The following is an 18,070-nucleotide window of genomic DNA, read 5'->3' as shown; positions in this document are numbered from 1 at the left end:
TCACCAACGCGCGCCGGGATGGGCGCGGTGCAGCACCTGCATCTCGGCCAGCAGGTAGGACAGGTGCTCGCTGTGCACCCCGGTCCGGCCACCGGCCGGCGCCCAGCCGTCGGCGGGGCGTACCAGGGTCGCCTCGGTCAGTACGGCGTCCACGGTGGACAGGAACGCCGGGCGCAGGGTGGCCGGGTCGACGGGCGCGTCCTGGTCGGCCGCGAACAGCTCGTGCGTGTACGGCCAGATCTGGTCCACCGCCGCCTGCATCCGCCGGTGCGACTCCTCGGTGCCGTCACCGAGCCGCACCGTCCACAGTGAACTGTGGTCGAGGTGGTACGCCGACTCCTTGCGGGCCTTGTCCGCGATCGCGGCCAACCGTTCGTCGGCGCACCCGGCGAGCGCGGTGTAGAGCGGAAGCTGGTACGCGGAGAGGAAGAGCAGCTTCGCCATGGTCACGCCGAAGTCGCCGTTGGGCAGCTCGACCAGCAGGCAGTTGCGGTACTGCCGGTCGTCGCGCAGGTACGCCAACGTGTCCTCGTCCCGGCCGGCACCCTCCAGCTCCCCCGCGTACGACAGCAGGAGGCGGGCGGCACCGAGCTGGTCGAGCGCGATGTTGGCCAGCGCGACGTCCTCTTCCATCTCCGGTGCGGCGGCGGCCCACTCGCCGAGCCGCTGGGCGGCCACGAGGGCGTCGTCACCGAGCCCGAGCAGGTGTTCCACGGAGGCGGTCACAGGTGGGCCACCCCGTCCGGCACCTCGTAGAAGGTCGGGTGACGGTAGATCTTGTCCGCCGCCGGGTCGAAGAAGGCGTCCTTCTCGTCCGGGCTGGACGCGGTGATCGCGCTCGCCGGCACCACCCAGATGGAGACGCCCTCCTGCCGCCGGGTGTAGAGGTCCCGGGCGTTGCGCAGGGCCATCTCGGCGTCGGGCGCGTGCAGGCTGCCGACGTGGGTGTGCGACAACCCGCGACGGGCGCGTACGAACACCTCCCACAGTGGCGACTGTTCGGTCACTGGGCCGGCTCCAGGGTGCGGGCGGCGGCGGTGCGCTTGGCGGCGTACGCGGTGGCGGCCTCGCGTACCCAGGCACCGTCGTTGTGCGCCTTGCGGCGGTGGTCGATCCGCTGGCGGTTGCACGGCCCGTCGCCCTTGATCACTCGCATCAGCTCCGCGTAGTCCGGCTGGGTGTAGTCGTGCGCCTGGCGCTGCTCGTTCCACCGCAGGTCGGGGTCGGGCAGCCGCAGGCCGAGGATGGCGGCCTGCTGTACGCACATGTCGACGAAGCGCTGGCGCAGCTCGTCGTTGGAGAAACGCTTGATCTTCCACGCCATGGACTGGGCGGAGTGGGTCGAGTCAGTATCCGGTGGGCCGAACATCGCCAGCGACGGGTACCACCAGCGGTCGATCGCGTCCTGCGCCATGGCCTGCTGGTCCGGGGTGCCGTGGGCCAGGGTGTGCAGGATCTCGTAGCCCTGCCGCTGGTGGAACGACTCCTCCTTGCAGACCCTGATCATGGCGCGGGCGTACGGGCCGTACGAGCAGCGACACAGGGGCACCTGGTTGACGATCGCGGCGCCGTCCACCAGCCAGCCGATGGCACCGACGTCGGCCCAGGTGAGCGTGGGGTAGTTGAAGATCGAGCTGTATTTCTGCCGGCCTTCGAGCAGCATGTCGACCAGTTCGTCGCGGCTGATCCCGAGCGTTTCGGCGGCGGCGTAGAGGTAGAGGCCGTGTCCGGCCTCGTCCTGCACCTTGGCCAGCAGGATCGCCTTGCGCTTGAGTGAGGGCGCCCGGCTGATCCAGTTGCCCTCCGGCTGCATCCCGATGATCTCGGAGTGGGCGTGCTGGGCGATCTGCCGGATCAGGGTCTTCCGGTAGGAATCGGGCATCCAGTCGCGCGGCTCGATCTTCTGGTCCGCCTCGATCACGGCCGTGAAGTAGTCGCCTAGATCACTTTCACTGGCCCCGGCCAGGTCTACGGCGGCCCCGGGGCGCACCTGGAGGGCCGCGGCACGCAGTGCCGCCTCGGCCGCCTCAACCTGGTCGATCAGGCCGCCGGTCGGCTCGTCGGACGCATCGGGGAAGTCATTGCCGTACACCCGTCCAGTGTTACAGCTCAGCCATGAGTAAGCCAGAGGGTGTCACAAGAAAACGAAGCGAGCACGGTAAGTAGTTGGGTGCCTACATACCGCGATAAATCGTTCCATCTTGGACAAATGATCCCCATCACAGAGCGTGAGGGGTCAGGAATGCATTGCCACATAAGGGCTTATTTCGGTTCTCTTTACGAAAACTTGATGGCTTCCTCATCTGGCACATCGAGCCTCGCCACGTAAACTTTCACGGTCGGCCCTGCCACCTCCCCCGGCAGCTCACGACGCGTCACCGCCCCGGAGCGGTCGGCCAACACAGGACAACCAGCGCAAAAACCATCCTAGAGCGAAGATCGACATCCCAAGCGCAGCACGCCCCGGTCCCCCCGGGCCCCGACTTTCTTGGAGCTCTTCCACCCATGCGCCCTCGCGTGATCATGGTGCTCGCCCTCGTGGCCATCGTTGCCGGCGGCGTCCTGCTGGTGCCGGCCGCGTACGCCCGGTTCGACGACACCAGCACGACCGCGACCGAATCCGCGACGGGGTCCGTGGCAGCGGCCAAGCTGGCCGCCCCGCCGCCACCGACGCTCGCGGCCGCACCGGTCTCCGTGCAGATCGACAAGGGCTTCTTCTCCTGGGCGCTGCTCGACCGGGGCACCGGCAAGATCTCCGGCGCACCGAACCTGACCGCGACCAACACGACCGAGTCGATGATCAAGGTCTGGCTGGTCTCGGACTACCTGCGCCGGCTCGGCGACAAGCCGGCGCCGGCGGCGAGGCTGAAGCAGGCCAGTAGCGCCATCATCAACAGCGACGACTCCGCCGCCGAGGCGCTGTTCCAGGCCGGTGGCGGCAAGCCGGTGATCGACCGCCTGATCGACATGTGCGGTCTGACGGAAACCCAGCCGGTCATCCCGCCCGGTTACAAGACCGTCTGGTGGAGCTACACCAAGATCTCCGCCGAGGACGCGGTCCGGATGGGCGAGTGCATCAAGAACGGCACCGCCGCCGGCCCGAAGTGGACCACCTGGGTGCTGGAGGAAATGACCAAGGTGCAGGGCAGCACCGCGGCCAAGGACCAGCAGCTGACCAGGGGCGGTGGGCGCTGGGGGATCATCGACGGTCTGCCGAAGGAGATCGTCGACCAGGGCCCGATCGCGATCAAGAACGGCTGGACGATGATCTTCGCGGACGGGCTGTGGCACGTGAACTGCCTGGCGGTCGCGGACAAGTGGGTGCTCGCCGTACTCCTTCGATACCCGCAGAAGCAGGGTCTCGACTACGGCGCCGACGTCTGCTCCAGCGTGGCGACCCAGCTTGTCACCGCACAGCCGGGGGCGGCGCTCAAGGTGCCCGTACCGGTGGGCAAGACCGTGCGCGCGGGTGGGGCGTCCTGATGGCCGGCAGCCGACGGGCCAACCGGGGTACGGAGATCACCCCGCTGCGGATCGCGATCATCACGGGCGTACTCCTGGTCCTGGTCCTGGCCGCACTCAGGCTGCTGCCGGGGTCGCCGCTGGCGGCCAACGCGGCGGCACACTGGGGCGAGCCCAAGCAGTCCGCCTCCGCCGGGGAACACGCCGGTGACCAGGCGGCCAGCCGGTCGAACCGGTCGGCACCCGACCCGACACCGACCCCGGAACTGCCGCCGCTGCCGATCGCCCCGACCGACGTGAAGATCGACGCCAAGGGCTGGTGGGCCTGGTCGATGCAGGACACCCGGACCGGCGAGATCTCCGGCTCGGAGAACATGACCGAGACCAGCACCACCGCCTCCCTGATCAAGTCGTGGATCGGGGCGGACTTCCTGCGCCGGTCCGCCGAGGCCGACAAGGAGCCGACCGACGCACAGTTGCAGCGGGTCCGGGTGATGATCCGGGACAGCGACAACAACGCCGCCGAGTCGCTCTACAACACCGTCGGACGGGCCGCGTCGATCCAACGGCTGATCAGCACCTGCAAGCTCACCGACAGCAGCGTGTCCAAGGACGGCGGGTGGAGCCGTACGCAGCTCTCACCGCGCGACATCACCCGGCTCGCGGCCTGCATCGGCGACGGGCGGGCCGCCGGACCCACCTGGACGAAGTGGCTGCTGGACGAGATGCGCGCGGTACGCGGGGTCGGCGACTTCGGCATCCGCAAGGCGTTCCCGGCCGCGGTACAGAAGACGATCGCGATCAAGAACGGTTGGGTCGACCGGCAGGCCGAGCAGGAGTACCACGTGAGCTGCCTGGCCATCGGGGACGGCTGGACCATGGGCGTGATGACGAAGTACCCGATCAACCTCGGCTACACGTACGGCGCCAAGATCTGCCAGCAGGTCGCCGAGCAGCTTCGCGTCGACTGAGAGACCGGACGGGTAAGGCCCGGCTCAGCCGGCGAAGAACGCCGGGCCGTCCGGCGGGAGCAGCGGGGTGGCGCCGATCCCGGCGGCCCGCCGAGCGAACTCCCGCAGGCCGCTGACCTGGCGTTCGCCGAGGGAGAAGTCGAGCACCCGGAAGTACGACGCCAGGGTCGCCGCGTCGAACGACTCCCACCGGGCCGCCGCCTCGGCCACCTCGTCCAGCTCCGACAGGCAGAGGTCGCGGGAACGCAGGAACGCCTGGTGTACGTCCTTGACCAGTCCCGGATGGGCGGCGGCGAAGTCGCGCCGGACCGCCCAGACGGCGAACACCATCGGCAGGCCGGTCCAGTCCCGCCACGCCTGACCGAGGTCGGTGACCTCCAGTCCCCGGCCCGGTGCCTCGTACAGCGCGCGGAGCGCGACGTCGCCGATCAGCACCCCGGCATCGGCTTCGAGCAGCATCTGGGTCAGGTCCGGCGGGCAGGTGAAGTAGTCCGGGCGTACGCCGTACCGGTCGGCGAGCAGCATCTGGGCGAGCAGGACGCCCGTACGCGAGGTCGAGCCGAGCGCCACCCTGGCCCCGTCGAGATCGGCGAGCGGCCGGGTGGAGACCACGTTCACCGAGAGCACGGGGCCGTCGCTGCCGACCGCGAGGTCCGGCAGGAGCAGCAGCTCGTCGGCGTGCCGCAGGTATTCGACCAGGGTGATCGGGCCGATGTCGAGGTCACCGGCGACGAGGGCGGCGCTGAGCCGCTCCGGCGAATCCTTGTGCAGGTCGACGTCGAGCAGGGCGCCGGACCGCATCAGCCCCCAGTAGATCGGCAGGCAGTTGAGGAACTGGATGTGCCCGACCCGTGGCCTCTGAAGATCGCCCATGATTTCCACCGTATCCGGCGCTTCGGACACCCACTCAACCAGTCACCGAAGAAGTGGCCAAGCCCGCACCGGTTGCGTCGGTCGGAGCCGCGACGGCGGCCCGGGTCCGCTCCCGGCGAGTGATCCGGACCACCGGTACGGCCAGCCCGAGCACCACCGCCAGCCCGACCAGCCCCAGGCCGGCGACCAGCGGCCGGATCGGCACCCCGTCGGCGAGTAGGCCACCGGCGAGGTAACCGGCCATGCTCGCTCCCTGGATGACACCGCCGAAGGTGGCGAAGGCGCGCCCGAGCACCGCCTGCGGTACCCGGTTGCCCATCACCACTCCGGCGAAGACGTTCTCCCCGCCGTTGAAGGCGCCGCCGATCACCCAGAGCGGGATCAGCCAGGCGACCGTACCGACCACGGCGGCGACCGGCAGGATCAGGCAGGTCGCGCCGAGCAGGACCAGGATTCCGGCGACCAGTGCGGCGTCGTCACGGGTGCGTCGGGCCAGCCGGGCGCAGAGCCAGGCGCCGGCCAGCAGCCCCACCATCCAGGCCGCCTCGACCACGCCGTACATGGTTTCCGAGGCGGCGAGCGTTTCGCGTACGAAGAAGACGGCGACCACGTTGATCGCGCCGACCACGCCGATCACGGCGGCGACCGAGACGACCATGGCCCGCAGCAGCGGGTCCCGCCAGAGTGACCAGTTCGCCGCCGCGCCGGCCGACGGTGAGGTCGCCGGGCCCGTCTGGGTCGCTGCCCGACCACCCCGACGGGTACGCAGCAGCAGTCCCGCCGCCACCAGCGCGCCGTAGCTGGCCGCGTCGATGAGCAGCGGCACGGTGGTGCCGAACTGCCCGACCAGCAGGCCGGCGAGGGCCGGACCGACCAGGGCGCCGACGGTTCCGGCGGTCTGGCTGATCGCGCCGGCCCTGGGCAGGTCCTCGCGATCCACCATCGCCGGGATGAGCGCGGAGAGGACCGGTTGGCTGACCGCCAGCCCGCAGGAGAGCAGGAAGACCAGTCCGATGACCACGGCCGGCTCCCTGACCAGGGCAAGCGCGACACAGACGGCGGCCTGGGCGGCCCCGGCGGTGATCAGCAGCGTACGGCTGTCGACCCGGTCGGCGAGCCGGCCGGCGACCGGGGCGAGCAGCACCAGCGGCAGGGTCGAGGCGAGCAGGAGTGCGGCGACGGCGATCCCACCTGCCCCGGCCGACTGGAGGGTGAGGACCAGGGTGGTGGCGGCGAGGAAGTCACCGCAGATGGTCACGCCTTTGGCGGTGGCGGCGATGTACACGTCCCGCCAGGCGGCGGTCCGTACGGCGGGAGGACGCACCACGGCAGACGTGAAAGACATACTTCGAAAATAATCCTTCACATCTGCTCCGCGCAAGGGTCAGCCCAGCCGACCTCCCCGTCACTCCACCGGCAGCGTCCAGTAGTTGACGCGTACCACCCGGGCATCCGCCGGCGGGTCGGCCTGCCGGTGCCGACGCTTGTACGGCTCCAGCAGGTCCATCACCGCCGCGTTCAGCCGGCTCAACTCCTCGGCGTCGAGCAGCAGCGTGGTCCCGTTGAGTACGGCGGCGTCGTACCACTCCTTCGGCTCGTCGTGCGCGCGGCGCATCCAGTCGCGTGCCCGCTCGACGTCCCGGTCCAAGTACACGTCGACCAGCGTCTGCGCGGCCTCCCGTGCCTCCGGAGGGGCATCCTGCCCGGCGTCGACCGCGAACGAGGCCTGCACCGCCCGCCAGAGCCGCTCCCGCGCGTCCCCCCGGCTCGGCGCCTGCTCGACCAGGCCGGTCTTGGCCAGTTCCCGCAGGTGGTAACTGGTCGCGCTCGGGGACAAACCGGCCACCTCGGCCACCTCGGTCGCCGTCACCGACTCTCCGGTCGACCCGAGATGCTCCATGATCGACAGCCGGGCCGGATGCGCCAGCGCCCGCATCACCTTCGGGTCGCTGACCGTGGCCCACCGCCGCCCGGGAGTCTGCTCGCTCATCCCGCCATGATCCCGCCCCCGCCGTGGCCAGCGCGAATCCGGCCCTAAGCAAACAGTTGCCCCAGCACTGACCCGGCCACCAGTCCGACCCGCCGGGTCGCAGGTGTCACCGGATTCACCACACAAGCTGCTAAAGTCTTTTGCGCAAGACTTTAGCAAGGAGGACCGGTGGGCGGATCAGAGCTGAAGCGTCTGGTGGCGCTGCTACGCCAGGCCGGCACCGACCTTGAGGATGTCGAGGTGAAGGCGGGTAGCGGCGGCCTACCGAAGTCGATACGGGATACCTTGAGCGCGTTCAGCAACGGCCGTGGTGGCACCCTCATCCTCGGCCTGGAGGAGGAGCAGGCCTTCCGCCCCGCACCCGGTTTCAACGCCTCACGCATCCGCGATGCGCTCGCGGCCGCCTGTAATGACGATCTGCAGCCACCTGTGCGGGCGGAAATCGAGATCATCGAATTTGAAGACACGCTGGTCGTGGTCGCCGAAGTCGGCGAACTGGATCCCCGTTTCAAGCCGTGTTACGTGGCCTCCCGAGGCGAGTACAACGGGTCGTTCACCCGTGGCGGCGACGGCGACAGGCGACTCACCGACTTCGAGATCCATCTGCTCCATACCAATCGGGGCCAGCCCGATGACGACCGTCGCCCGGTACCCGAAGCGACGGTGGCAGATCTCGATCCGTCGGAAACTCAGTTACTGGTCGCCCGGGTCCGTCAGCGGCAGCCCAGAGCGTTCGCCGGACTGTCCGAGGAACAGATACTGCGGCGACTCAACGTCATCGCGGACGACGCGGAGGGCGTTACCCGCCCCACACTGGGCGGCCTGCTGTCACTGGGCGCCTATCCGCAACAGTTCTTTCCGCAGCTCAACGTCACATTCGTCGCCTATCCGGGGGTTTCGGCCCAGGACATTCCTACGAATGGTCCTCGCTTCCTGGACAACCGCTCGTTCGACGGCCCAATCCCGGCGATCGTGGACGAGACCGTCAGCGCGATCCTCCGGAACACGTCGGTACGCTCCTTTGTCGACGGCAGCGGTCGGGTGGACGTCTACGACTATCCCGCAGAGGTGATTCGCGAGGCCGTCGCAAACGCGCTCCTTCATCGTGACTATTCACCGTACTCGCGAGGAACCCCCGTACAAATCACCTTGTACGTCGACCGCCTGGTAGTCGCCAATCCGGGAGGGTTGTTCGGCGCCATCACGGAGGACGACCTTGGCGGCGAGGGTGTGACATCGACGCGCAATCCCGTCTTGGCGAAGCTACTCCAGGACGTGCGACTTCCCGAGACTGGACGGATGGTGTGCGAGAATCGCGCAAGTGGCATTCCGACCATGTTGCGCGAGCTACGACGTGCCGGTTCACCTCTGCCAGAGTTCCATAGTCGGATAACGCGATTCAAGGTAATCATGCCGAGGCACGCTCTGCTTGACGACGAGACAATGGCGTGGTTGGCGGGGCTAGGACAGGTTGGACTCAGCTCTACACAGCATCTGGCGCTCGCAGAAATGCGCGCCGGCCGTACGGTCACAAACGGCACGATGCGAAATCTGGGTCTCGAAGCCCACCGCGCCACCAGTGAACTGTCGGATCTGGTGAACCGCGGCATCGTGGTACGCGTCGGCGAACGGCGCCACGCCCGTTACCTACTCGCACCGGAATCCGCCACGCCACCACCGGCCCTGCTTGCGGAACGGCCCAGCGGGAGCAGCGCGGAAGATCTGGTTTCGCAGGCTCTCGCCGACGGGTCCGAGTTGAGTCGTCGGGATCTCGAGGAACGCACCGGGCTCAGCTACATGAAAGTGCTGCGCGCCCTCAAGACTCTGGAAGCGACAGGGCAGATCACACCCACGGCACCCGCTCGATCTCCCATGCGCAGGTACCGGCGCACCCCCTCGGCAAAATAGCGGATCGGGGCGGTGACAGCCCGCTCACCGATCGCACCGATGCGCCGTCAACCTAATTCGGTGGAGCGACCCAGCGAGGATGCGTAGTGTGGTTGGGCTGACGGCCGAGGTGAACATGCACCGCAGCGGACGTCTTCGCGCTGGGTGACGGCCATCCGAACCCGGATACGCGAGCGAGCAGCAGATGATCGCAAGGAAGTCAGCATGCCCGCACCCGACCTGGACACCGACCTCGCTGGCGAACGCGCCCACCTGGACGCCTCCCGTGCCGCGCTGCACCGGATGCGCCGCCGCGCCGAGGCCCTCTTCAGCACCGGCGAGAACGTCGCCGGTGATTCGTACACCGCCGAGATGCTCGGCCGTACCCTCTCCCGACGGGTCGCCGAACTCGCCGACGACCCGACCACCCCGCTGTTCTTCGGCCGGCTCACCTTTCCCGAGGTCGACTACCACATCGGCCGGCGGCACGTCACCGACGACCTCGGCGAGCCCATGGTGCTCGACTGGCGGGCCCCGGTCTCCCGCTCGTTCTACCGGGCCAGCGTGCGCGACCCGCAGGGCGTCAACGTCCGCCGCCGGTTCGGCTTCAGCGCGGGTCTACTGACCAGCTTCGAGGACGAGCACCTGGACCGGGGCGAGGAACTCGGCACCGCCTCCCGGATCCTCACCTCCGAGATCGAACGGCCCCGCGTCGGCCCGATGCGCGACATCGTCGCCACCATCCAGCCCGAGCAGGACGAACTGGTCCGGGCGGACCTGGAGACGTCGATCTGCGTGCAGGGGGCGCCCGGCACCGGCAAGACCGCGGTCGGGCTGCACCGCGCCGCGTACCTGCTCTACCTGCACCGGGAACGGCTGCGCCGCTCCGGCGTACTGATCGTGGGGCCGAACCGGGCGTTCCTGTCGTACATCGCCGCCGTACTCCCGGCGCTGGGTGAGGTCGAGGTCGCGCAGGCCACGGTCGAGGACCTGGTCACCGCGGCGTCCGTCCGGCCGGAGAGCGCCGACCGGCCCAGGACCATTGCGGTACGCGGCAGCGACGCCCCGGCCACCGCCGAGATCAAACACGACGTGCGGATGGCCGAGGTGCTGCGCCGCGCGGTCGAGGCGCACATCCGCGAACCGGAGCAGCCGATGACCGTCCCCGACGGCTCGTTCCGCTGGCGGATCGGGGTCGAGGTGCTGCGCCGGATCGTCGACGAGGTCCGCCGGGAAGGACTCCCGTACGGCACCGGCCGGGAACGGGTCCGGGCCCGGGTCGTCGGCCTGCTGCAACGCCAGGCCGAGGCGCGTCGGGGCGAGTCGCCGAACGACACCTGGCTGCGCCGGATGGGCAGGATCCAGCCGGTGACCGAGTTCCTCGACGCGGCCTGGCCGGCGCTCACCCCGGACGGGCTGGTCTACCACCTGCTCAGCGACCCGGCCGCGCTCGCCAGCGCCGCCGCCGACCTGCTCACCGACGCCGAACAGGAGTTGCTGGTCTGGGCGAAACCGCCCAGGACGGCCCGGGCGGCGAAGTGGAGCACCGCCGACGCGGTCCTGATCGACGAGGCGGCCGGGCTGATCGAACGGGTGACGAGCTTCGGGCACGTGGTCGTCGACGAGGCGCAGGACCTCTCCCCGATGCAGTGCCGGGCCATCGCCCGGCGCAGTGTGCACGGCTCGATCACGCTGCTCGGTGACCTCGCCCAGGGCACCGCGCCGTGGGCGGCCACCGACTGGCGGGAGTCGCTTGCCCACCTCGGCAAGCCGGACGCGGCCGTGGTGCCGCTGACCATCGGGTTCCGGGTGCCGGCGGCGGTGGTCGCGTTCGCCAACCAACTGCTGCCGGCGCTCGCGGTCGACGTACCACCGGCCGAGTCACTGCGCCGCGACGGCGCGCTCGACCTGCGTACGGTCACCGACCTGGACGCCGCGACCGTGGCCGAGGTACGGGCGGCGCTGGTCTACGAAGGTTCGGTCGCGGTCATCGCCGCGGACGCGGCGGTCGACCGGCTGACCGCCGCCCTCACCGGCGCCGGCATCGCCACCTCGACCGCCGACGACGTCGACGCACCGGAGCGGGTCACCGTCGTCCCGGCCAGCCTGGTCAAGGGCCTGGAGTACGACCACGTCATCGTCGTCGAGCCGGCCGAGATCGTGGCCGCCGAGCCACGCGGGCTGCACCGGCTCTACGTGGTGCTGACCCGCGCCGTCTCCCGCCTGGCGGTCCTGCACCACGAACCGTTGCCCGCCCCGCTGTAGGGACGGGTCACGGGAAAATCGGTGGCGCCCGGTCACGGTTCGGGTTTCCCTGGCACCGCTAGATCCACAGGGCGGGATCGTCCCGCCCGTCACCAGCAAGGGGAACCTGCATGATCGTTGTCTCCGCCGCGACCGGCGCACTCGGCCGACTGGTGATCGGACACCTCCTGACCCGGCTGCCCGCAGACCGGATCACCGCCGCCGTACGCGAACCGGCCCGCGCCGCCGACCTCGCCGCGCTCGGTGTCGACGTACGCCTCGGCGACTACGACCGGCCCGAGAGCCTCCGGTCGGCGTACGCAGGGGCGGACAGGGTGCTGCTGATCTCCTCCCCGGAGCTTGCCCCGGACCGGCGGATCCGGCAGCACCTGGCGGCCGTCGAGGCGGCCCGGGACAGCGGCGTACGCGCCATCGCCTACACCAGCTTCCTCGGCGCGGACCGCGACGGCGACGGCATGAACGCGGCCCACCACGGCACCGAGCGGGCCATCGTGGACAGTGGGCTGGCGTGGACGATGCTGCGGAACCCGTTCTACAGCGACGCGTTCATCAACGCCGGGCTGCGATCGGCGGTCGAGTCCGGTGAGCTGACCAGCGGCACCGGCGGGCGCGGATTGAACACCGCGTTTCGTACCGACCTCGCCGAGGCCGCCGCGAACGTGCTGATCGACGACGCACACCTGGGACAAGGGTACGACCTGACCGGTCCCCTGTGGACGTACTCGCAGCTCGCCGAGGTCCTGGGTGAGGCGACCGGGCAGGTGGTCGAATACCGTGAGGCCACCGAGCAGGCGCCCGGCCCGATGGGGTGGCTGATGGGTCTGGCCCGGTCCGGTGCGCTCGAACGGCAGACCGACGACCTGCACCGGGTGCTCGGCCGCCCGCCGACCACCCTGCGCCAGGCGGTGGCGCTCGCGCTCGGCTAGCCGGTCGACGACGACAACGCTTGCGGATCAGCCGCGTTGCCGCAGGTAGCGCAGCCCTTTCCTGAGGTAGGCGCGCGGGTTGGTGTCCAGGTGCCGGCCCCAGTCCGGGTCGGCTTCACCCCGCAGCCAGGCGTACGCGGCGAGCGCGTACCCGAACATCGGCTCGGTCAGGTACCCGGTTCGTCGGGCCCGCCAGCCGCCGCCGTGGGTGGTGAAGTCGAACGCCGCGTTGGCGCTGAACACGCCGTAGCCGAAGAAGACGGTGAGCAGGTCGGTGAGGGGTTCCGAGTCCCGCCGCTCCGGGGCGATCCGCTGCTCGCCGAGGAGCAGTACGTGACCCAGTTCGTGGGCGACCGTCGCGACCAGTGACATCGGGTTGGCCGCCTCGGCGCTGTTGATCGAGATAATGGCGCGGTCGCCACGGGGTTGGTAGTGGCCTGCCGCGCCGGCCCACGAACCGGCGAACGACGGCAGGCTCGCCAGCAGGTCGGCACCGATGCCGTCGTCGAAGAACTCGACCTCCAGCCGGGCGGGGTCGACACCGAGCCGCCGGCAGAGCAATCCGACCACCCGGTGCACGTCGGCCTCGCTCCCGGTGTAGGTGTCCGGGAAGAACTCCGGGGTCGGCAGCACCACCGGGCGGCGCAGGACCTCGTTGCCGAACTCGCCGACCAGCCAGTCCAGCGAGTCCTCTATCCACTGTTGTTCGTCGGAGGTCACCGGGCACTTGGCCGCGAACCACCTCATGACACGTCACCCGATAGCCGGACAAGACACCTCGAACGCATCGACCGCCTCCGATCTGGCTCGCTCCGACAAGTGTGCGCCCCCGACACAACCCGCCACCCCGCTCCGCACGCGTGGGGAACCCGACCCAGCTCTTGTAGAGAAAGAGGCGCTATTCCGCCCCGGATAGGCCCTCTTTCTCTACAAGAGGGCGGATCTGGGGAGGGGAGGGTGAGGTGAGGGGGGTTCTCGTGGGGGGTGTAGGCGGGGCTTGTTCGGGTGCTGGGCTGTCGGGTGGGTGACGGGGTGGGTCCGGGCAGCAGCTTTGAAATGTAAACTAGTTTGCGTGCCCCTGGACGATGACGACGAACAGCCCCCGGCGAGCCCGGCCGAGACCCTGCGCCTGATCCGGCAGCAACAGGCCGAGGCGGCGCGGCAGCTCAACCCCGACCCCCGGCTGGTCTACTGGCCGTGGGGCATCGCCTGGCTGGTCGGCTTCGGCCTGTTCTTCCTCCGGTTCGGCCCGGACGACCGGGTCTTCGTCAACCTGCCCGAATGGCTGCCGCTGACCGCGCTCTTCGTCCTGCTCGGCGCCGCCGGCATCCTCTCCGCGATCACCGGCGCCCGGTCGTACGGGCAGATCACCGGCGACTCGGCCCGTCGAGGTCAGTGGTACGGCGTCGCCTGGCTGCTCGGCTTCGTCAGCTACGGGATCATCCTCGGCCGGGTCACCGACCAGCAGCCGGACGACCTGGCCAGGCTGCTCTGGGCCGCCGCCGCGGTCGGCCTGACCGGGGTGCTGCACGTGGCCGGTGGGGCGATCTGGCTCGACCGCAACCTGTTCCGCCTCGGTATCTGGCTCAGCGCCATCAACATCGTCGGCGTGTACGCCGGACCCGGCTGGCACGCGCTGATCGTCGCGCTCGCCGGGGGCGGCGGCATGCTGATCGGCGGCACGATCGCCTGGCTCAACCGCCGGGACAGGCCATGACCACACCACCGGAACTCGACCCGGTGATCCACGCCCAGGCCCGGCTGCGGGTGGTGTCCACCCTGGCCACCCTGGCCGAGGGCGACCGGATCACGTTCCCCCGGCTACAGGAGATCCTGCGGATGACCGCCGGCAATCTCTCGGTGCACCTACGCAAACTCGAAGACGCCCAGTACGTCGAGATCGCCAAGACCCACCACGGGCGTACGCCGGCCACCCTGGTCCGGCTGAGCCGACGCGGCCGACTCGCCTTCGAGGAGTACACCGCCGCGCTGCGCGCCCTGCTCGACCCGCCCGAGGCAGCCATCCCCGCCCAGGAGTCGTCATGATTCTCGCCCGCGCCGACCAGGCCACCCGCCGGTACGGCAACGTCACCGCCCTCGACCAGGTCAGCTTCGAAGTCCGTACCGGTGAACTCGTCGGCCTGCTCGGGCCGAACGGGGCCGGCAAGAGCACGCTGTTGAACATGCTGGTCGGCGTACGCCGGGTCACCTCCGGGCGGGTCGAACTGTTCGGCGGCGACCCGCGCGACCCGGGCAGCCGGCAGCGCCTCGGCGTCACCCCACAGGAGACCGGACTGCCGCCCACCCTGCGGGTCGGCGAGGTGGTCGACTTCGTCTCCGCCCACTACAGCGACCCGGTCCCGCGTGGCGAACTGCTCGACCGGTTCGGCATCACCGACCTGGCCCGGCGGCAGACCGGCGGGCTCTCCGGCGGGCAGAAGCGGCGGCTGGCGGTGGCGCTGGCCTTCGTCGGTCGACCCCAGCTGGTCGTCCTCGACGAGCCCACCACCGGCCTCGACGTGGAGGCCCGCCACAGCCTCTGGGCCGCCATCCGGTCCTTCCACGCCGACGGCGGGACGGTGCTGCTGAGCAGCCACTACCTGGAGGAGATCGAGGCGCTAGCGCACCGGGTGGTGGTGCTCGGCCAGGGCCGGGTGCTTGCCGACGACACCGTCACCGCGATCCGGGACATCGTCGGCGTACGCCGGGTCAGCCTGGTCGCCGGGAACCTGCCGGCGCTGCCCGGTGTGCTCGGCACCGAACACACCGACGGGCGTACGCACCTGCTGACCGCCGACGCGGACCAACTCGTCCGGGACCTGGTAACCAGCGGAGTCGACTTCTCCGGGCTGGAGATCCGACCCACCTCGCTGGAGGAGGCGTTCCTGACCCTGACCGCCGACACCGACCGACCGGTCGGAACCGGTACGCCCGCCACCCAACCGATCACCGCCTGACCGGGGGAATAGTCATGCAGCTCGCGCTCGTACATGCCAGGTACCAGCTCCTGGAGACGATCCGAATCCCGATCGCGGTGATCGGCAGCGCCTTCTTCCCGGCCGCCTCGATGCTCTTCTTCGTGGTGCCGTTCACCGGCAACGACCCGGCCGGTGCCACCTTCGCCACCGCCTCGATGGTCACCTTCGCGGTGATGAGCAGCAACATCTTCCAGTACGGCATCGGCGTGGCCGAGGACCGGGCACAGCCCTGGGACCCGTACACCCGGACCTTGCCGGCCGGGCCGGCGCCGCGCTTCGTCGGCCGGATCCTGGCCGGCCTCGCGCTGACCTTCGTCTCGCTGATCCCGGTGGTGGTGATCGCGGCGGTGGCGACACCGGCGACGATCACGGGGACCGGGTTCGTGCTCGCGCTCGGCGCGGTGGTCGTGGCCGCGGTGCCGTTCACCCTGCTCGGACTGACCATCGGGTACGCGCTGCCGAGCAAGGCGGCGATCGTGGTGGCGCAGGTCGTCTTCTTCCCGCTCGCCTTCGGTGGTGGCCTGCTCTCCTCGCCGGGTAACGCACCCGGTTTCATCGAGACGATCGCGCCCTTCCTGCCGACCCGTGGCGCGGTCGAGCTGATGTGGGCGGCGGTCGGTGACTTCAGTCCCGAGCCGACCGCGCTGATCATGCTCGGGGTCTGGGTTGTGGTGCTGGCCTCGGCGGCCGGTTGGGCGTACCGCCGGGACGAGGGTCGCCGGTTCAGTTGAACCCTCTGCACACGCACTGCCCCGCCGACCGGGAGACCGGCCGGCGGGGCAGTGTCGGTTGTGGATGATCAGGAGCTGGTGATCGTCACGTTGTCCACGCCCGCCTCGACCAGGCTCGCGCCGGAGGCGTCGGTCGCCTCCACCAGGATCCGGACCGACTGCCCCGCGTACGAGGACAGGTTGAGGTTGGCCGACGTCCACGCGCCGTTGCGGTTGCTCGCCGCCCCGGCCTGGGTCAGCAGCGCGGTGGTGCCACCGTTGTGCACCACGCTGACCCGGAAGAAGTCCGCCGAGGACGCGTTCGAGCCGTGCGCGAGGTAGTACGACAACGACAGCGTCAACGTGCCGCTGCCCGGCAACGTCACCGCGGGCGAACGGACGCTGGTGAGCCCGCCGTCGATGTCGTAGTCACCCGCGGCGGTGCCGGCGAGCCGGCCGGTGGACAGGTCGTTGCTGCCACCCGCCGGGGCGAGCTGCTTGGCACCGCTGGAGTTGGTCGCCTGCGACGTACCGCGCTCCCAGGCACCGGAGGTGGCGGTGTCCGTACCGGATGGGTTGGTGGTCCAACCGGTCGCGGTCTCGAAGGTGTCCGACCAGACCGTGGTGCCGCCGCCACCGCCGCCGCAGTACTGCGCCTGCTTGCCGATCACCCGGTACGGGCAGTCGGCGGCCTCGGCGAGGATCAGCACCGCTTCGCGGTTGCGGGAGGTCTGCGCCGGGATGACCTCGTCGGGCGGGTAGAAGCCGCCGCCGCCGGACGACCCGGGGTACATCTCGAAGGTGTACGCCCAGATCTGGTGCGTCGCCCACAGCCAGTCGAGGCTGTCGCCGTCGGTGATGTACAGGTCGGAGGACTGCTCCGGGGTGTAGCCGTTGGTGGCCGCCATCTGCTGGCCCAGCGTGCGGAACGTCGCCTCCTGGTCGGCGTTCAGGCCGGCCGCCGTGTTCGCCGTGGTGTAGCCGTACGGCCAGAGCACCAGCTGCGAGTACGTGTGGAAGTCGATGTTCGCCTTGATCTGCTGGGTACCGCCGACCACCCGGCTGTTGACGAAGTTGCGCAGCGCCTGGGTCTCCGGGGCGGAGAAGGCGGACGGGCCGCGGTAGGTCTCCGACGAGGTGGTGCCGGAGGAACCGCCGCAGCAGCCCCAGTTGTAGCCCCAGTTGCGGTTCAGGTCGGTGCCGACGTTCGACGAGCCGCTGTTCGGCTGCCGGTTCTTCCGCCAGGACCGGTACGAACCGGTGGCGATGTCGTACTCGCTGCCGTCGGGGTTGACCGTCGGCACGATCCAGATCTCCCGGGTGTTCACGATGTTGGTGATCCGGGAGTCGGAACCGTAGCTGTCGGTGAAGAGGTTGAGCAGGTAGATCGCCATCTCGACGGTCAGGTGCTCACGGGCGTGCTGCTGGGAGTTGAACAGGATCTCCGGCTCGGCTTCGTCCGTACCGACGTTGTCCGAGATCTTGATGACGGGCAGGTCCCGACCCTCGTACGAGCTGCCGATGCTGGACTTGCGGGCGATCGTCGGGTGGTCCGAGACCACCTGGTTGATCACCGCGGTCAGCTCGGCGTAGTCGTGGTAGTTCGAGTCGGCGGGCGGGAAGGCGTTGATGCCGACACCGTCGGTGGCACCGCGTGCGGGCGGCGCCGGTACGGCCTCCAGGGTGAAGCCGAGTGCCGTGATCGCCTTCACCTCGGCCGCGGTCGCGGTGACGTTCAGGATGCCGTGCTCGCTGTAGTTGATCGCCGCGCCGGTCTTGACGACGGCGTTGCGGTCCTCCAGCGTGCGCGGACCGAGCACCCGGTACTCGGCGCTGGTGGCGGCGCTGATCGTGCCCGGCTTCGGATCTGCGGAGACCGGGCTGGTCACGACTGCGAACAGGCCGATCGCGACGGTTGTCGCGAGGGCGATGGTCCGGCGCCGGGACGACCGCCGGGGTACGAGGGTACGGAAGGGCATGCAAAACCTCCTGGGGGTGCGGAGATTCC

At 69.8% G+C, this 18,070-nt stretch carries 17 protein-coding genes; 9 read left to right on the top strand and 8 right to left on the bottom strand.

Annotated features, from left to right (window positions below; translation table 11 throughout):
* From paaC to paaA, 3 genes are read right to left on the bottom strand one after another with little or no spacing between them, the layout of a single operon-like run.
* Complete coding sequence (gene paaC / locus AB0J90_RS09865) at nucleotides 1-726, bottom strand: 1,2-phenylacetyl-CoA epoxidase subunit PaaC (protein ID WP_363594066.1); 726 nt, start codon at nucleotides 724-726, stop codon at nucleotides 1-3.
* A complete protein-coding gene (paaB, locus tag AB0J90_RS09860) occupies nucleotides 723-1,007 on the bottom strand; it encodes a 1,2-phenylacetyl-CoA epoxidase subunit PaaB (RefSeq protein ID WP_326561470.1) in 285 nt (94 codons plus the stop codon). The genes paaC and paaB overlap by 4 nt, the downstream gene beginning before the upstream one ends.
* Nucleotides 1,004-2,092, bottom strand: coding sequence for a 1,2-phenylacetyl-CoA epoxidase subunit PaaA (gene paaA, locus AB0J90_RS09855; protein WP_363594064.1), 1,089 nt, complete (start codon nucleotides 2,090-2,092; stop codon nucleotides 1,004-1,006). The genes paaB and paaA overlap by 4 nt, the downstream gene beginning before the upstream one ends.
* A 413-nt stretch (nucleotides 2,093-2,505) precedes the next feature.
* On the opposite strand from paaA, the gene AB0J90_RS09850 reads away from it, so the two are divergent.
* Entirely contained in the window at nucleotides 2,506-3,483 is a 978-nt protein-coding gene (locus tag AB0J90_RS09850) for a hypothetical protein (RefSeq protein WP_363594062.1), read from the top strand.
* Entirely contained in the window at nucleotides 3,483-4,433 is a 951-nt protein-coding gene (locus AB0J90_RS09845) for a serine hydrolase (protein WP_363594060.1), read from the top strand. The genes AB0J90_RS09850 and AB0J90_RS09845 overlap by 1 nt, the downstream gene beginning before the upstream one ends.
* A 24-nt stretch (nucleotides 4,434-4,457) precedes the next feature.
* Here the strand turns inward: AB0J90_RS09845 and AB0J90_RS09840 are convergent, their stop codons facing one another.
* From AB0J90_RS09840 to AB0J90_RS09830, 3 genes are read right to left on the bottom strand one after another with little or no spacing between them, the layout of a single operon-like run.
* Nucleotides 4,458-5,309 carry a menaquinone biosynthesis protein gene (locus AB0J90_RS09840; protein WP_363594374.1) on the bottom strand — a complete coding sequence of 284 codons (852 nt, stop codon included), beginning with the start codon at nucleotides 5,307-5,309 and terminating at the stop codon, nucleotides 4,458-4,460.
* Between the two features lie 31 nt (nucleotides 5,310-5,340).
* Nucleotides 5,341-6,651, bottom strand: coding sequence for an MFS transporter (locus AB0J90_RS09835; RefSeq protein ID WP_363594058.1), 1,311 nt, complete (start codon nucleotides 6,649-6,651; stop codon nucleotides 5,341-5,343).
* Between the two features lie 60 nt (nucleotides 6,652-6,711).
* Complete coding sequence (locus AB0J90_RS09830; protein ID WP_363594056.1) at nucleotides 6,712-7,296, bottom strand: helix-turn-helix domain-containing protein; 585 nt, start codon at nucleotides 7,294-7,296, stop codon at nucleotides 6,712-6,714.
* A 168-nt stretch (nucleotides 7,297-7,464) separates the two neighbouring features.
* Here AB0J90_RS09830 and AB0J90_RS09825 point away from each other — a divergent pair, with 168 nt between their 5' ends.
* The 3 genes from AB0J90_RS09825 to AB0J90_RS09815 all read left to right on the top strand — a co-directional run bounded on the left by AB0J90_RS09825 (nucleotide 7,465) and on the right by AB0J90_RS09815 (nucleotide 12,374).
* A complete protein-coding gene (locus AB0J90_RS09825) occupies nucleotides 7,465-9,204 on the top strand; it encodes an ATP-binding protein (RefSeq protein ID WP_363594054.1) in 1,740 nt (579 codons plus the stop codon).
* A gap of 204 nt (nucleotides 9,205-9,408) precedes the next feature.
* Entirely contained in the window at nucleotides 9,409-11,448 is a 2,040-nt protein-coding gene (locus AB0J90_RS09820) for an AAA family ATPase (RefSeq protein WP_363594052.1), read from the top strand.
* A gap of 110 nt (nucleotides 11,449-11,558) precedes the next feature.
* Nucleotides 11,559-12,374: an NAD(P)H-binding protein gene (locus tag AB0J90_RS09815; RefSeq protein ID WP_363594050.1), complete on the top strand. Its 816-nt coding sequence runs from the start codon at nucleotides 11,559-11,561 to the stop codon at nucleotides 12,372-12,374.
* Between the two features lie 27 nt (nucleotides 12,375-12,401).
* Here the strand turns inward: AB0J90_RS09815 and AB0J90_RS09810 are convergent, their stop codons facing one another.
* Nucleotides 12,402-13,121 (bottom strand): hypothetical protein, encoded by a 720-nt coding sequence (locus AB0J90_RS09810; protein ID WP_363594048.1) that lies wholly within the window; start codon nucleotides 13,119-13,121, stop codon nucleotides 12,402-12,404.
* 325 nt (nucleotides 13,122-13,446) lie between these two features.
* Between AB0J90_RS09810 and AB0J90_RS09805 the strand changes: the two genes are divergently transcribed.
* Genes AB0J90_RS09805 through AB0J90_RS09790 form a run of 4 tightly spaced genes read left to right on the top strand, consistent with a single transcriptional unit; the run spans nucleotide 13,447 to nucleotide 16,083 of the window.
* Nucleotides 13,447-14,091 (top strand): transporter, encoded by a 645-nt coding sequence (locus AB0J90_RS09805; protein WP_363594046.1) that lies wholly within the window; start codon nucleotides 13,447-13,449, stop codon nucleotides 14,089-14,091.
* Nucleotides 14,088-14,420, top strand: coding sequence for a transcriptional regulator (locus AB0J90_RS09800; RefSeq protein WP_363594044.1), 333 nt, complete (start codon nucleotides 14,088-14,090; stop codon nucleotides 14,418-14,420). The genes AB0J90_RS09805 and AB0J90_RS09800 overlap by 4 nt, the downstream gene beginning before the upstream one ends.
* Nucleotides 14,417-15,331, top strand: a complete 915-nt coding sequence (locus AB0J90_RS09795; protein WP_363594042.1) for an ABC transporter ATP-binding protein — start codon at nucleotides 14,417-14,419, stop codon at nucleotides 15,329-15,331. Before AB0J90_RS09800 ends, AB0J90_RS09795 begins: the two co-directional genes overlap by 4 nt.
* 14 nt (nucleotides 15,332-15,345) lie before the next feature.
* Nucleotides 15,346-16,083, top strand: coding sequence for an ABC transporter permease (locus AB0J90_RS09790; protein WP_363594040.1), 738 nt, complete (start codon nucleotides 15,346-15,348; stop codon nucleotides 16,081-16,083).
* 68 nt (nucleotides 16,084-16,151) lie between these two features.
* Here the strand turns inward: AB0J90_RS09790 and AB0J90_RS09785 are convergent, their stop codons facing one another.
* A complete protein-coding gene (locus AB0J90_RS09785; RefSeq protein WP_363594038.1) occupies nucleotides 16,152-18,041 on the bottom strand; it encodes a M14 family zinc carboxypeptidase in 1,890 nt (629 codons plus the stop codon).
* Nucleotides 18,042-18,070: the final 29 nt, after the last annotated feature.

Origin of the sequence: Micromonospora sp. NPDC049523, assembly GCF_040676775.1 — a bacterium.
GTDB lineage: Bacteria > Actinomycetota > Actinomycetes > Mycobacteriales > Micromonosporaceae > Micromonospora_G.
Note: the sequence above shows the minus strand (reverse complement) of the source record. Positions and strands in the feature narration are given on the sequence as shown.

Coding starts and splice junctions, on each gene's coding strand:
- AB0J90_RS09850 (WP_363594062.1), top strand. CDS start 2,506: ATGCGCCCTCGCGTGATCATGGTGCTCGCCCTCGTGGCCATCGTTGCC.
- AB0J90_RS09845 (WP_363594060.1), top strand. CDS start 3,483: ATGGCCGGCAGCCGACGGGCCAACCGGGGTACGGAGATCACCCCGCTG.
- AB0J90_RS09835 (WP_363594058.1), bottom strand. CDS start 6,651: ATGTCTTTCACGTCTGCCGTGGTGCGTCCTCCCGCCGTACGGACCGCC.
- AB0J90_RS09830 (WP_363594056.1), bottom strand. CDS start 7,296: ATGAGCGAGCAGACTCCCGGGCGGCGGTGGGCCACGGTCAGCGACCCG.
- AB0J90_RS09820 (WP_363594052.1), top strand. CDS start 9,409: ATGCCCGCACCCGACCTGGACACCGACCTCGCTGGCGAACGCGCCCAC.
- AB0J90_RS09815 (WP_363594050.1), top strand. CDS start 11,559: ATGATCGTTGTCTCCGCCGCGACCGGCGCACTCGGCCGACTGGTGATC.
- AB0J90_RS09810 (WP_363594048.1), bottom strand. CDS start 13,121: ATGAGGTGGTTCGCGGCCAAGTGCCCGGTGACCTCCGACGAACAACAG.
- AB0J90_RS09800 (WP_363594044.1), top strand. CDS start 14,088: ATGACCACACCACCGGAACTCGACCCGGTGATCCACGCCCAGGCCCGG.
- AB0J90_RS09795 (WP_363594042.1), top strand. CDS start 14,417: ATGATTCTCGCCCGCGCCGACCAGGCCACCCGCCGGTACGGCAACGTC.
- AB0J90_RS09790 (WP_363594040.1), top strand. CDS start 15,346: ATGCAGCTCGCGCTCGTACATGCCAGGTACCAGCTCCTGGAGACGATC.
- AB0J90_RS09785 (WP_363594038.1), bottom strand. CDS start 18,041: ATGCCCTTCCGTACCCTCGTACCCCGGCGGTCGTCCCGGCGCCGGACC.